At 61.0% G+C, this 13,746-nt stretch carries 14 protein-coding genes; 4 read left to right on the forward strand and 10 right to left on the reverse strand.

The features are described 5' to 3' along the window. Positions 1-22: 22 nt before the first annotated feature. The 3 genes from efp to ONZ54_RS06025 all read right to left on the reverse strand — a co-directional run bounded on the left by efp (position 23) and on the right by ONZ54_RS06025 (position 2,998). The gene (gene efp, locus ONZ54_RS06015) at positions 23-589 is read right to left on the reverse strand and encodes an elongation factor P (protein ID WP_005317282.1); all 567 of its coding nucleotides are present in this window, start codon (positions 587-589) and stop codon (positions 23-25) included. Between the two features lie 45 nt (positions 590-634). Further along, on the reverse strand, positions 635-1,822 hold the full coding sequence (gene earP, locus ONZ54_RS06020; protein WP_271787697.1) for an elongation factor P maturation arginine rhamnosyltransferase EarP: 1,188 nt from the start codon (positions 1,820-1,822) through the stop codon (positions 635-637). Between the two features lie 132 nt (positions 1,823-1,954). Continuing rightward, positions 1,955-2,998: a GMP reductase gene (locus ONZ54_RS06025; RefSeq protein ID WP_265455705.1), complete on the reverse strand. Its 1,044-nt coding sequence runs from the start codon at positions 2,996-2,998 to the stop codon at positions 1,955-1,957. A 403-nt stretch (positions 2,999-3,401) separates the two neighbouring features. Here ONZ54_RS06025 and rloA3 point away from each other — a divergent pair, with 403 nt between their 5' ends. Continuing rightward, positions 3,402-3,905, forward strand: a complete 504-nt coding sequence (gene rloA3 / locus ONZ54_RS06030; protein ID WP_005317263.1) for a retropepsin-like aspartic peptidase RloA3 — start codon at positions 3,402-3,404, stop codon at positions 3,903-3,905. Positions 3,906-3,979: 74 nt separating this feature from the next. Here rloA3 and ONZ54_RS06035 read toward each other — a convergent pair whose 3' ends face one another. From ONZ54_RS06035 to ONZ54_RS06065, 7 genes are all read right to left on the reverse strand, one after another. After that, a complete protein-coding gene (locus tag ONZ54_RS06035) occupies positions 3,980-5,425 on the reverse strand; it encodes an ATP-binding protein (protein ID WP_058406416.1) in 1,446 nt (481 codons plus the stop codon). Positions 5,426-5,501: 76 nt separating this feature from the next. Beyond that, on the reverse strand, positions 5,502-6,191 hold the full coding sequence (locus ONZ54_RS06040; RefSeq protein WP_125599625.1) for a response regulator: 690 nt from the start codon (positions 6,189-6,191) through the stop codon (positions 5,502-5,504). Between the two features lie 112 nt (positions 6,192-6,303). After that, complete coding sequence (locus ONZ54_RS06045) at positions 6,304-6,936, reverse strand: tetratricopeptide repeat protein (protein ID WP_271787698.1); 633 nt, start codon at positions 6,934-6,936, stop codon at positions 6,304-6,306. Between the two features lies 1 nt (position 6,937). Beyond that, positions 6,938-7,807 carry an SDR family oxidoreductase gene (locus ONZ54_RS06050; RefSeq protein ID WP_005317251.1) on the reverse strand — a complete coding sequence of 290 codons (870 nt, stop codon included), beginning with the start codon at positions 7,805-7,807 and terminating at the stop codon, positions 6,938-6,940. A gap of 70 nt (positions 7,808-7,877) precedes the next feature. Further along, the gene (locus ONZ54_RS06055) at positions 7,878-8,534 is read right to left on the reverse strand and encodes a TenA family transcriptional regulator (RefSeq protein WP_096118635.1); all 657 of its coding nucleotides are present in this window, start codon (positions 8,532-8,534) and stop codon (positions 7,878-7,880) included. Then, the gene (locus ONZ54_RS06060) at positions 8,531-10,027 is read right to left on the reverse strand and encodes an AMP-dependent synthetase/ligase (protein WP_271787699.1); all 1,497 of its coding nucleotides are present in this window, start codon (positions 10,025-10,027) and stop codon (positions 8,531-8,533) included. Before ONZ54_RS06060 ends, ONZ54_RS06055 begins: the two co-directional genes overlap by 4 nt. After that, entirely contained in the window at positions 10,024-10,668 is a 645-nt protein-coding gene (locus ONZ54_RS06065) for a thermostable hemolysin (protein WP_005317227.1), read from the reverse strand. The genes ONZ54_RS06060 and ONZ54_RS06065 overlap by 4 nt, the downstream gene beginning before the upstream one ends. Positions 10,669-10,906: 238 nt before the next feature. Between ONZ54_RS06065 and ONZ54_RS06070 the strand changes: the two genes are divergently transcribed. The 3 genes from ONZ54_RS06070 (at position 10,907) to ONZ54_RS06080 (ending at position 13,675) form a co-directional block, all read left to right on the forward strand. Next, a complete protein-coding gene (locus ONZ54_RS06070; RefSeq protein ID WP_271787700.1) occupies positions 10,907-11,545 on the forward strand; it encodes a class I SAM-dependent methyltransferase in 639 nt (212 codons plus the stop codon). 74 nt (positions 11,546-11,619) lie between these two features. After that, a complete protein-coding gene (locus tag ONZ54_RS06075) occupies positions 11,620-12,849 on the forward strand; it encodes a winged helix-turn-helix domain-containing protein (protein ID WP_271787701.1) in 1,230 nt (409 codons plus the stop codon). A 49-nt stretch (positions 12,850-12,898) separates the two neighbouring features. Then, a complete protein-coding gene (locus ONZ54_RS06080; protein WP_113719853.1) occupies positions 12,899-13,675 on the forward strand; it encodes a substrate-binding periplasmic protein in 777 nt (258 codons plus the stop codon). The last annotated feature ends 71 nt before the right edge of the window (positions 13,676-13,746 follow it).

The following is a 13,746-nucleotide window of genomic DNA, read 5'->3' on the forward strand; positions in this document are numbered from 1 at the left end:
TGCATTCAATTCAAGGGGTCGATCAGGAGAGACGACGCTTGAACTCGCCGGTGCGGCTGTCGATTTCGATCTTGTCACCGATCTCTACGAAGGCGGCAACAGCCAGCTCGTAGGCAGTGCCCTTCAGGCGGGCAGGCTTGGTCACTTTACCTGAGGTGTCGCCACGGGCGGCCGGCTCAGTGTACTCAACTTCGCGAACTATGGTGGTCGGCAGTTCTACGGAGATGGCTTTCTCGTTGTAGAAAGTCACTTCGCAGATGTCTTCCATGCCGTCTACCAGGTAGTTCAGCACGTCACCCAGGTTGTCTTTCTCGACGTCGTACTGGTTGTACTCGGTATCCATGAAGACATACAGGGGATCGGAGAAGTAGGAGTAGGTGCACTCTTTACGCTCCAGCTGAACCACGTCCAGCTTGTCGTCGGCCTTGAATACGGTCTCGGTCGCGCTACCGTTGAGCAGACCCTTCAGTTTCATCTTGACCACGGCGGAGTTACGGCCGGATTTGTTGAACTCAGCCTTCTGGACCACCATCGGCTCGGTACCGATCATGACTACGTTACCAGCGCGGATTTCCTGTGCGGTTTTCATGTAAAAAATTCCTGTTCGTGAAACGGACGGATAAAAACTGCCAGATTATATACGGCTTTCTAAAAATTTCACCAACCGCGTGACGAGATCCCCGTCCTCGAGCAGCTTCTGTGACCAGCTTCGCGCATCTTGCTGCCAAATAGCGCTATATCGGGGCCATTGGGCCCAAAGTTTGCTGGTATCTTCCCCCAGGTTGAGAGCGTGGTTGAAAGCCCGCAACCATTGGGCTGCCTCCGGGGGAAAGTCCGCCAGATAGTGATCGAGAAAACCGTCCAGCTTGACCATATGGGCCTGCTCTTCCTGCGGGTAGATGTGCCACAGGAAGGGGCGGGCGGCCCACTGTGCCCGCACGAAGGAGTCCTCGCCGCGCACCAGATTGAGATCGCAGCTCCACAGCAGCCGGTCGTAGCCTGCCTGATCCGTCATGGGCAGCAGCTTGATGGTGAGGCTGCCCGCGTGCAGCAGATCCCCCGCCTTGGCGGTGACGATGGTGCTCGCAAGGCCGGCGCCGCGCAGCACGTCATTGAGCGAGCGCCCCAGCGGTAATAGCAAAGTGACGGGGGTTGGGCTCTGGCACCAGCCTTCTATCAGGCTCACAAGCGCTTCGCTCTCGTAGGTAAAGAGGCTGACTCTCAGCTCATTGTCCCCTTTGGGCGGTAATCCCAGGCTGGCCCAGTAGGCGGCAAGGCCAGTCTCATCCTGTTGCCACTGGTCACGTTCGGCGATGAGCCCCTGCTCGCACAAGAGGCCGCCGGTTCTGGGGGTGAAGCCCGGGAAGAAGAAGTATTTGTTGAGGCTCAGGTCGCCGACCCGCTGGGGTGATGCAAGGCCGTGGCAATCTTCGACCCAGGGTTCCGCCGAGAGGTACTCCAGATTGATCCAGCAGGGGGTTGGCTGCTGCTGCGCCATACGTTGGGTAAAGGCAGCGGGCAGTTCGCAGGCAAACGCCTCTATGACCACCTTTGCCGGGATCACATCCGCCGGCAGCGCGTCGTGCCAGTGCTGGATATAGATGCCCTGTTGCCACTGACCGTCCAGCGTGGGATCGAGCCCCGGGCAGATGCGGGCGAAGCTGGCCAGATCGTCCACCCAGAGCCTGACGCTACCCTGGTCTTGCTGTTTCAGCTGACGAGCGAGCCGCCAGGTGACGCCTATGTCGCCGAAGTTGTCCACGACGCAGCAGAAAATATCCCAGTCGAATGGCGGTAGTTTGAGTGGCGAAGAGGTTGTCATGTGAGGGCACCGATGGAAAAGAGATACAAAAAAACCGGTGTGCAGGGTAGCACACCGGTTGGCTGGCTTCTAAGGGACTGCCGTCAGCCTGCCTGGCTCATCGCGTTGCGCTGGCAGACAGCAGGGGCAGGTTTACTCCTTGCCGTAGACGTTGTTTTCTTGCTCGCGCACCCGGATGAAGGTGGTGCGCTTGGTGAGCTCCTTGAGCTGGCTGGCACCCACGTAGGTGCAGGTGGAGCGCACACCGCCCAGGATGTCGCGCACCGTGTTCTCGACCGGGCCGCGGTAGGGCAGCAGCACGGTTTTGCCCTCGGAGGCGCGATAGTCGGCGACGCCGCCGGCGTGCTTGTCCATGGCACTCGATGAGCTCATGCCGTAGAACTTCATGAAGGGGGTACCATCTACGTCCACCACTTCGCCGCCGCACTCCTCGTGGGCTGCCAGCATGCCGCCCAGCATCACGAAGTCGGCGCCGCCGCCGAAGGCTTTGGCCACGTCACCCGGGCAGGTGCAGCCGCCGTCACCGACGATCTGGCCACCGAGGCCGTGGGCCGCATCGGCGCACTCTATGATGGCGGAGAGCTGGGGGTAGCCGACCCCTGTCTTGACCCGGGTGGTACAGACCGAGCCCGGGCCTATGCCGACCTTGACGATGTCGGCGCCGGAGAGGATCAGCTCCTCGACCATCTCGCCGGTGACCACGTTGCCGGCCAGGATGACATGGTTCGGGCAGGCTTCACGGATCTTGCGCAGAAACTCGACGAAGTGCTGGGAGTAGCCGTTGGCCACGTCCACGCAGATGAAACGCAGGGCGGCTGACATGGCCAGGATCTGGCGGGTCTTGGTGAAATCATCTTCGGAGGTGCCGGTCGATACCATGACATGGCCGAGCAGTGCCGGATCCGTGCTGTTGACGAAGGCTTGCCACTGCTCAAGGCTGTAGTGCTTGTGTACCGCTGTCATCATCTCGAAGCCTGCCAGTGTCCTGGCCATGGCGAAGCTGCCGACGGTATCCATGTTGGCGGCGATGACGGGAACGCCCTGCCATTGGGTCTGGGTGTGCTTGAAGGTGAACTGACGGGTCAGGCTGACTTGGGAACGGCTCTTGAGGGTAGAGCGCTTGGGGCGGAACAGGACATCCTTGAAACCGAGCTTCAAGTCTTCTTCGATACGCATTACGAATTCCTTATTGAGCCTTGTTGAAAGTCACTTTTGCAGTGGTCAATTTTCGGCAGGCGCAAAAAAACCGGCGGTTTTCAGGGCCTCCGGTTTACAACAGTGTAGGCAAAAATCCCGCCAGAACAAGACTGATAATTCACACATCATTGTGGTAGCCTTTGGCGTCACAACCTGAGCACAGCCTCAGGTGTCATCCAGCACCACTTTTTCTCCCAACGCTTTCGTCAGTTAACGCTTCAAAAGAATCCCTTTGTGGCCTGAGGTCGTGATCCTGACGCGGGCAGATCGAGCGCCGCGCTCATCGGCCTGACGCCGCGTTTCGTCAGTTGACAGCAGGCGTTTCCATCCCCACTCTTGGCCTCTCGGGCCCTTGTCGGCCCTGATCTGACGAGGAGTGAAAATGCTGGTACTGCGAACCATGACCTTGCTGTTGGCTTGCCTCTCCCTGTCGGGAATGGCATGGGCGGCAGCGTCCCCTGCCGTGTATGGCTGGATTGAGAAGGGACTGATCATGCCAGGCGGTGTGGCGGTGAAGATGAAACTCGATACAGGCGCTCTGACCTCTTCAATGGATGCGCGGGATCTGCACCACTTCAAGCGCGATGGCAAATCCTGGGTGCGCTTTACCCTGCAACTGACCGATGCCAACACCGACAAGCCGGTGAGCCAGACGCTGGAGCGGCCGGTGGAGCGCATGGTCAAGGTGCGAGGCGCCGGTGGCATGGAGCAGCGGCCGACCGTGACCATGTCCATCTGTTTGGGGGACAAGGTATACAAGGAGTGGTTCACCCTGCGGGATCGCAGCAAGATGATCTATCCGGTGCTGATTGGCCGTCGTCTGCTGGCGGAACTGGGGGCTGTGGATTCGAGCCAAACCTTTACGGTGAAGCCCGCTTGCCGTTGAAGGTCAGTGTGAATGTCATGAACAAGGAAGTGGAGGCCCCGGCCTCCACTTTTTATTGATGCGCTTTGCCAGTTTTATGCCAAGGCGCGCAGGGGCGGCGCTGGCAGCCGCACGCTGACTTCCAGCCCCCCCTCTGGCCGGTTGTGGATGTCCAGATCTGCGCCGTGCAACTGGGCGATGCGCGAGACGATGGCCATGCCGAGCCCGACCCCGTCACCTTGCTGGGGATTGACCCGAAAGAAGCGCTCACACAGGCGCGACAGAGCCGCAGTGGGAATGCCGGGGCCTGTATCGCGGATATCGACTCTGACCCGATTGCCCTCCTGCTGCACCTCGACCGCGATCTCGCCCTGGGCCGGGGTGTAACGCAGCGCGTTGTCGATGAGGTTGCTGAACATCAGATCCAGCAGTGTGCTTTGACCCATCACAGTCAAGTGTTCGGCTCCCTCCAGTGACAGCTGCTGGCCCTTTTTAAGGGCGATGGGCGCCAGCGTGGCCAGTGTGCCTTGCAGCAAATTCCCCAGGTCAAGTTCGGTTAGCTCCAATCCTTGCTGGCTGTCGATGCGCGCCTGGGTCAGCAACTGGCGGATCAAGCGATCGCTGCGATCGAGCGCCAGCAACATCTTGTGAAGTGACTGCTGGCGGCTGGCGTCATCCTCGGCGGCCAGCGCATTCTCGCTGTGGATGCGCAGTACCGCCAGCGGCGTGCGCAGCTCGTGGGCCGCCTCGTTGGTAAATTGCTTCTCCCGCTCTATGGTGTCGGCCAGAGCGTGCATCAGGCGGTTGATCTCGTCGGTGAGCGGAGTCAGCTCCTGGGCGCGGATCTTCAGATTGAGCGGGCTCAAGTTGGCTGGATGACGTTCGCCTATGGCCTGTGCCAGCAGTCGCAGCGGCGCCAGGCCACGGGAGATGAGCCACCATAGCAGACCGAGCAGGAAGGGCAGCGTGATGAGCAGCGGCAGCATGGCCAGGGTAGCCATCTTGCTGGCCAGTTCACTGCGCTCGTCATCCCGCTCCGCCACGACGAGCCAGGTATGCTCGTTCTGGTTGTAGAGAGTGAAAGTGCGCCATTGATGCCGGTCTTTTTCTACCGTGTTGAAGCCGGGGGCCAGCTCGACCAAGGGCTGGTTCGGGGCGCTCGGGGAGCGCAGCAGTATGCCGCCTTGCTCATTGAGCAGCTGAAAGTAGAGATTGCGCTCGAACTCGTGCCCAAGGGGGGTCAGCTCCCTGTCCTCTCCTCGCAGATTGAAGCTGGTGTCCTTTTGCCACTGGTCCGGGTTGTGCTGTTCCCACTCTTCATAGACGGTGCCGTTGGCGGGCAGGGCGCTGTGCTGATCCAGATAGCGGCTGAGCAGTTGGTTGGTGATGCGGGAGGATTGAGCGAGACGAGCATCGAACAGCTCCTCCATCTCGTGGCTGGCTTCCAGATAACCGATAAGGGCGCTGATGGCCAGGCTGGTACTGACCAGCGCCAATATGCCGGAGAGCAGAAAGCGGCGGATGGAGCGGGGGTGATTCATGCAAAGGGCTCCCTGTGCTGTGGCTGCTCAGAGTCGGGGGATATGTTGCCGCTGCCGCGAGCTGAACCAGGGTGACTCATGCAAGGTTACCTTTGTGCTGTGACTGTTCAAGCTGGGGGACTATGTAACCGACACCACGGATATTGCGGATGAGGTCGCTGTAGAACTTCTTGCGCAGATGGTGGATATGCACCTCCACCGCATTGCTCTCGGCGCCTTCATCCCAGCCATACAGGCTCTGCTGCAACTGATCCTTGCTCAGTACCCGGCCGCTCTGGGTAACGAGCTCCTGCAACAGCTTGTATTCGTGGGGGGTGAGCTTGACCGGTTCGCCCCGATAGGTGACCTGTTGTGACTCCGGGTGGATGAGGATGTCGCCATATTCGAGCACCGCCTGGGCTTGCCCCTTGCTGCGCCGCACCAGGGCGCGCAGGCGGGCATTGAGCTCCTGCAGGGCGAAGGGCTTGACCATGTAATCGTCGGATCCCGCATCCAGCCCCAGCACCCTGTCGTCCAGGGCATCGCGGGCCGTGAGGATCAGTACCGGCAGCACCTGGCCTTCCCGGCGCAACTTGCGCAGCAAGCTGATGCCGTCGATGTCCGGCAGATTGAGATCCAGAATGAGGGCGGCGAACTCCTCACTCTTGAGCACAGACAGGGCTGGCAGCCCCTGCTGCAGCCAGTCCACTGTGTAGCCACTGCTGCGCAGGGCATCCACCATGCCATCGCCCAGCATCACATCATCTTCTACCAGCAGGATCCGCATTGTGTTCCCCCTTGCTACCTGGTTCATGGTTTACGCCAGTGACATAAACGACGCTGCCCACCAGTATGCAAGCGGGCGGGCAGAGTTTACATCACTGATTTATCAGGGTGATTTATAGCTTGGCGAGCCGGTCGCGGATTTCGAGGCGACGGCCCTGATCTGCCAGCTCGCGGCCGGGGCGGTCCGGTGCGGCCAGCGCCTTGTCCAGATAGGTTTTCGCTTCGGCTTTGCGACCCTGATCCAGCAGGAAGTCGCCATAGAAGAAGTTGGGATCTATGCCGGCGGGGTTGAGTGCCAGCGCCTGCTTGAGCAGCTCCTCTGCCTTTTCATCATCGCCAAATCCCACCGGCCAGCCCGGTACCTGATAGTAGAGTGAGCCCAGACTGGTGTAGGCAGAGCCTTCCAGCGCCTTGGGATCCTGCTTGAGGGCGATCTCCAGTTTGGCCTTGGCCTCTTTCACCAGACCCAGGGCATCAAGCCCACCCTTGGCGCCGGCCCAGGTGCTCTTGACGATGGCCGACCAGATCAGCAGGTCGGTCCGAAAGGCCTCTTTGGCGCTGGCCTGATCGGCCTGGCTGCTCAGGGTTTCAAGGCAGCTCTCCTTGGCCTTGCCGGTTTGCTGGTACTGGCAGACGGCCCACTGTTGCTGGATTGGAATAAGCGCATCATTCGCAGCCGCGACACAGCTTGAACCCAGCAGGAGGGCGATGGCACAGGAGGTGGCAGAGTTAAGGGCAAAGGTCATATCAAGGTTCCTTTTTGGTCGGGATCGGGCGGGACAATGCCGGTTGCGGCGCAGCGCTTGCGCTGGTGTCTGCCGTCCTTGGTGGAAGGTGACGGGCGTAGCGTTCAATGATGGGCAGTTGTTTGGCCAGCGCCCGATCGACGATGCCGGGCAGCAAGGCATTGAGCCGTACGAACAGTTTTTCGGGCCAGCCGAGCCAACTGCGGCGGGTCTCGTTGCACAGGGCGATGACGGCGGCTTCGGCGACTTCCTGCGGGCTGTCGGTCTGGGTACCGAGCTCGGCATTCATCTCGTATGCTGCCTCTGAGTTGAGACGGGTACGGGTCGCGCGGGGAGCGAAGTGCAGCACCTTGATACCGGAGCCTTCCAGTTCCCGTCCCAGCGCTTCGCTAAAGCCGCGCAGGGCGAACTTGCTGGCACAGTAGACGCTGTAACCCGGATACCCTATGGCACCAAAGCTGGAGCCGATATTCATGATGATGGCGGGTTTGCGCAAATGGGGTAGCAGGGTGCGGGTAAGCTGAATAGGTGCCTCTATATTGAGCAGCAGCTGACGCTCCACCTGCTCGGCGCTTTGATCTTCCAGCCAGGCAAACTGGTTGCAGCCAGCATTGTTGATCAGCACATCCAACCCCTCTTCCAATGCAGGGTGTTGCAGCAAACGGGCCCGTTCCTGGTGGGATCCCAGATCGGCAACCACTGTCTGGTGGCGTTCCGGATGGGGCAGCTCCTTGCAGAGGCGATCCAGCACGCTGGCTCGGCGACCGTGCAGCAACAGGTGTGCCCCCTGCGCCGCCAGCTCCTGGGCCAGCGCTTCGCCTATCCCGCCGCTTGCGCCCGTGAGCAGTACTCGCTTTCCTTGCAGTTTCATAGGGTTGGGGTTCCTGTTCCTTGATTGAGCCTGCCGTGGGTGAGCGACATGTCTTTCTCCCTTTGCCGTCTCATTGCGGTTTGTCTGTCAGCTGATAGAGCATGTCGGCATAGAGGCGATAAACCACCTTGGCCGAGTGGATGATGGCGGCCTGATCGGCGGGATCTTCAACCCGGTTCATCAGGGACTCGAAGAACTTGAGATGCTCCTGATCCAGGGTGCCGTGGGAACTCAGGTAGCTCATGGCCTGGGGTGGCAGACCGAGGCCAGCCTTCAACTGATCGGCCACGGTCAGGGCGATGGCGACACTGGTGCCTTCCAGCACCTGCACCATGCCGAAGAACCCCATGGGGTTGCCGCGCTGGATCTGGTCATAAAGAAAAGCCACCATCAGCTCGATGGGCAGACCGGGCTGGCCATGGCGCACTGCCTCGGCATCCCCGCCACAGGCGCGGATATCGTTCAGGATCCACTCCTGATGGCCGTACTCCTCATCGATATATTCGGCAATGGCGCCCCGTACCCATTCGTACTCCTGACCCAGCTTGCCGCCTGTGGCCATCAGCAGCGGTACCGTATGGCGCACGTGGTAGAAGGCTTGAGACAGAAAATCAACATAGGTGCCGCGGGAGATATCTCCCTTGCGGCACGCCTCTATGATGGGGGCATTGAACAGATGTTCCCGTGCCGATGCGGTAGCGTGTTGCAGCGTGTGATAGAAGCTCATGAGGTCTCTCCGGTAAGGCATTGGCTGATTTGACGGGAAAAGTGGTGATAGATCCGCTCGCGGCGGGGGCGACCGTTGGCAGTCAGCAGATCGGGATGCTGATCCAGTGTCACCGGCAGCCAGTGATTGATACGGGCATAGTCGGGCAGGCGCTGGTTGAGCTGCTCAACCTGTTGCGCCAGCTGGGCGTCTGCCCCGGGTCGCGACTGGATAAGGGCGACGTTGGCGGGCTGGCCATCGCCGAAGATCACGATGCGGGCAATGGCCGGACAGAGCTGGGCTTCGGCCTCGATCCATTCGGGGGAGAAGTTGCGGCCAAAGGCGGTGATCTGCACGTTCTTCTTGCGCCCCGTGATGTGCAGGTAACCCGCCTCATCCAGATGACCCAGATCGCCGGTGGCGATCTGCACGGTAGAAGGGTCATCGGTGGCAAGTCGGGCGGGTTGTTGTTCGTCTGAGCCCAAATAACCCAGCATGGCCGCGCCCTCCACCAGGATCTCGCCATCAGCGGCGATCTTGATCCGGCAATGGGGCAGGGGCTGACCCACGCTGCCGAGGCTGTGGCCATCAGGCCCATTGAGTGCGACGACGGAGCCGCATTCCGACAGGCCATAGCCTTCAAACACCGGCAGCCCCAGCTTGCGGGCGCGGCTGATAAGCTCGGGGGCGACCTTGCCGCCGCCCACGGCGACGAAGCGCAGGCTGGTGAGGCGTTCGGCCAGTGCCACATCGGCACTGCACAGAGCGAGCAGCAGGCGCAGCAATTCGGGTACCAGTACCATGCTGTGGGTGGGCCAGCGCAGCAGGGCCTGGGTCAGGGTGGCCGGATCCAGCTTGCTGGAGCCGGAAAATCCCAGTTCACCCAGCGAGGGAATACGGCTGCAGGCACCGGTGAGCAATGGCACGTAGAGGCCGGTCAGGTTTTCCAGCAGTGTGGTCAGCGGCAGCAGGGTCAGGTGTTTCTCTACCTGCGCCGGGGCGACTCGCCGGGCCAGTGAATCACAGACCGCCATCATATGTTCAAGGGAGAGACAGACCCCCTTGGGTTGCCCCGTGCTGCCGGAGGTGTAGGTTATCTTGGCGGTACCAGCAGGCAGGGTGGGCACCCGTACCGGCTGGATGCGCCACAATGGCAATTCACCCACTGAGAGGAGCAGTGGCGCACTTGCCTGCCAGCCCTGGTGATGAGGGCCGATCAGGGCATCTGCGCCGCTGCTCTCCAGTAGCCACTCCTGCTGCTCCGGGCTGAAAAAGTGCGGCACAGGAATGACCACTATGCCTGCCTTTGCGCAGGCGAGATCGATTAGCGCCCAGGGCAGGCCGTTATCCAGTTGCAGTGCCAGCCGAGCAATGCCTGCCTGTTGCAGGCGATCTGCCAGTTCGATGATCTGCTGCCACAAGGCATGGTAGCTGAGGCGATGCCCGCTGCTGGTCAGCGCCGTGCTGTGCGGATCACTGTGGGCGAAGTGGGCTATCCGGTCGAACAGCATCATAAGGCGCTCCGCTGCGGGCAGTTGAACAGGGATGGCATGGGGGCGAGCAAGGAGAGCAGCAAGCTGCCCTGGGCCAGGGCTTGCCGCCCCTGATTGAGGTCACCCACCATCACCTTGGGCTGGCAGTGGTAGTAGGCTCCCCAGGCATTGGCATCCTCTCCGACCTGGTCGGCCCTGGCGGGGGCCAGCTCGATCAGGCTGAGACTGAGGCGATGAAAACTGTTGCGCAGTTTGGCTGTGCTGGTGAAGACAACGTGATCGAGAGCGTTGTCGCACAGCAAACGACACAGCGCCGCAAACATCAGGCGGGCATTGCCCGGTTCGCTGCAGGCCAGATTACCTACCTCGACGATGCGATCCCGCCGGGCACGCACACCCAGCCGTGTCTCGATGGCTGCCTCTATGGGCTGATCCAGATACTGTTCCAGATAGAGGCGCTCCTCGCTGGCCTGCTTGAGGCCACAGGCGCCGACCAGCAAGCCATCGGCCCGGTAGAGACCCAGCAAGCAGGGCAGGAAGTGGGGGATACGGGCATCGAATTCGTGGCTGTAGGCGGCCTGAATATAAGCCTGCAAGGCCATGACCTGTTCCGGTGTGTCGGCCAGGATCAGCCGGTAGGGGGCTTGAATGTCTGTGGTCATGGATGGCTCCTTCTTGTCTGTTAGGGTCAGACTAAAGGGGCAAACTTAAGAAACACTTAAGAGTGGGAAGAACAGCCTCATTTTTACCCAAAGGAACAGAAAACAGCCGCAACTAGCGGGGCTGCAGGCGGTTATTCCATGGGACAAAACCCCTTGTCAGCGGCCGCCCAGGCAGGCAAGCTGGCGCCCATTTCGAGCCCATCCCGGATTGGGCCTGTCACACTCGTGAGGAAATCCCATGTGCCCGTCTCCTTGCCCGCTGTGCGGTGCAGTCGATTCCTATGCACTGCCGGTGGCCGGCAAGTATTACCATCGTTGCCGGTCTTGCGAGCTGGTCTGGCTGGATGGCGCCGATCATCTGGGGCCGTCAGCGGAGAAGGCAGTCTATGACGGACACGACAATCAGGTGGACGATCCCCGCTACCGCCATTTTCTGATGCGTGCCTTCGGCGAGGTGCTGAGCCGGGTGCCGCCACCGGCCAGCGGCCTCGATTTTGGCTGTGGCCCCGGGCCTGCGCTCATCGCCATGGGGCGGGAGGCGGGCTACCAGATGGCGGGTTATGACAAGTTCTATGCCGATCTTCCCGACTTGCTCACCCGCCAGTATGACTTCATCACCAGCACTGAGGTGATCGAGCATATCGCCGACCCGCGCGCTGCACTGGACGTGCTCTGGGGCTGCCTCAAGCCCGGCGGCATCCTGGTGCTGCAGACCCAGCGGGTGCTGGACGATGACCGTTTCAAAACCTGGCGCTATCGGCACGACCCGACCCACATCGTCTTTTTTGCCGAGGCCTCGTTTCGTGCTCTGGCCATTCGCTGGCAGGCCGACGTCCTGTTTCCCCATGGGGATGTGGTCGTCTTCACCAAACCCTGAGCAGGGCGTTTTCATTTGGTCATGAGTTGGGCATGCTGGTGGCCTTAAACCCTGGAACGGATGCCCCTATTTCCATGTCGATCCCTCATTTGTCACTGCAAGATGCCCGCCACCTGCAGCTCGCAGCCCAGGGGCTGCTGACCCCGCGTCGTGCCAAGGCCAAGCCTGCGGATCTGCTGGCGACAATTCGGCGCATGGCGCTGCTGCAGATAGATACCATTTCAGTGGTGGCGCGCAGCCCCTATCTGGTGCTGTTCAGCCGACTGGGGCAGTACGATCCTCGCTGGCTCGAACAACTGTTGGCCGAGGGGGACATCTTCGAGTATTGGGCCCATGAGGCCTGTTTCATTCCCCGCGAGGATTACCGGCTGCTGCGTCATCGCATGCTGGATCCTGCCGCCATGGGCTGGAAGTTTTCGGCCAACTGGCTAGCCACCCATCAGCAGGAGATAGGCCAGATTATCGAGCGTATTCGCCAGCATGGCCCGGTGCGGGCCGCCGACTTTGAGCGCAAGGTGGAGAAGGGCAACGGCTGGTGGGACTGGAAGCCGGAGAAACGCCATCTTGAGGTGCTCTTTACCGCAGGCCAGCTGATGGTGCGCGAGCGGCGCAATTTCCAGCGAGTCTATGATCTCGCCGAGCGGGTCATGCCCGACTGGTGTGACGAGCGGGATTTGCCGAGCCAGGAACAGGTCCGGCGGGAGATGGTGCAGGCAAGTTGCCGCGCCCTTGGGCTGGTCAAGACCGGCTGGGTCGCCGACTACTATCGGCTGCGCCGCGGTAAATACGATGCCCTGCTCCATCAGCTGGCGGACGAGGGGGAGCTGTTGCCGGTACGGGTGGAAGGGTGGCAGCACGGCGCCTTTGTTCATGCATCCCTCGCCGATGAGTTGGCCATGGCCCTGGCCGGCACCCTCAAGGCGACCCACACCACGGTACTGTCGCCGTTTGATCCCCTGGTCTGGGATCGCAAGCGTGTCAGCGAGCTGTTCAACTTTGACTATCGCATCGAGTGCTATACCCCGGCGCCAAAGCGCCAGTATGGTTACTTCGTGTTGCCGCTGCTGCACCGTGGCAAGCTGGTGGGGCGCATGGATGCCAAGGCCCATCGCCAGCAGGGGATCTTCGAGATCAAGAGCCTCTATCTGGAAGATGGGGTGAGAGTGACCCGTACCCTGGCGCAGGATTTGGCCAGAGCGCTGCAAAAGCTGGCCGACTGGCATCAGACGCCGGCCCTGCAATACGGCGTCATTCCCGCGCCCCTGCTGGCGCTGTGGCGTGATACAGGCAGGTCTGAGACATGAGGGGACTGGCCGACTGAACTAAGCTGCAAAGGTAGTCAAGGAGGGGGCAATGAACCGAACAATCTTGCTGTTGATGGGGCTGGGAGCCGGCAGTCTGGCTCAGGCGGCCGAACCGCAGGTGCAGATCTGCCTGGGGGAGGGGAACGAATGGGCTCCCTTTACCTATTGGGAGCGCAAGGATGGCGTACCCGATACCAGCCGACTCACTGGCTCGGCCACTACTCTGGTGCTCGAGTCCCTGAAAAAGCTGGGGATCTCATACCAGATCCGCTATCTGCCCTGGGCGCGGGTGCAGCAGGAGCTGGCGGACTATCGTCAGAACGGCCTGTGCGAGCTGACCTGGGATGCCAGCTACAAGCCGGAGCGGGCCGAATATGCCCTCTACAGCGTGCCGCTCTACTACACACACCTCGGTTTTTTCTATCTCAAACGCCGCTTCCCTGAGGCGCCGGATCTACAGACGGTCAATCGCTCCCGGGTGTGCGGCGTGATTGGTTACAACTATGCCCCCTATGGCTTGACGCGGGAGCCCCATCTGGTCAAGCAACTGCAGCAGGCGCTGGATATGCTGGGGCGGGATCGCTGTGATTTCTTGCCAAGTGAAATAGAACCGCTGGTGAGTGGAATTGGCCTGGGCATCTATCGAAGTGAGAGCGGCCTGCTCAACCTCTCCCTGCCCAGCCGCAAAGGCTTCTATCTGTTGGTGAGCAAGGGCTCCCCGCGCGGGTACGAACTGGTTACCCGCCTCAATCAGGTGTTGATTTCGTTTCAGGACAGTGGTTACAGCGACGAGGTGATGCGCAGCTTCCTGCCGCCGATGGAGTGAGAGCCATCCACACGTCGGGCATCAGGCCCGGTTTTTGAATGACCGGGATGGGACTGGCGGGCGGTGGGAGC

This window comes from Aeromonas salmonicida (assembly GCF_028355655.1).
Taxonomy (GTDB): Bacteria; Pseudomonadota; Gammaproteobacteria; order Enterobacterales; family Aeromonadaceae; genus Aeromonas; species Aeromonas salmonicida.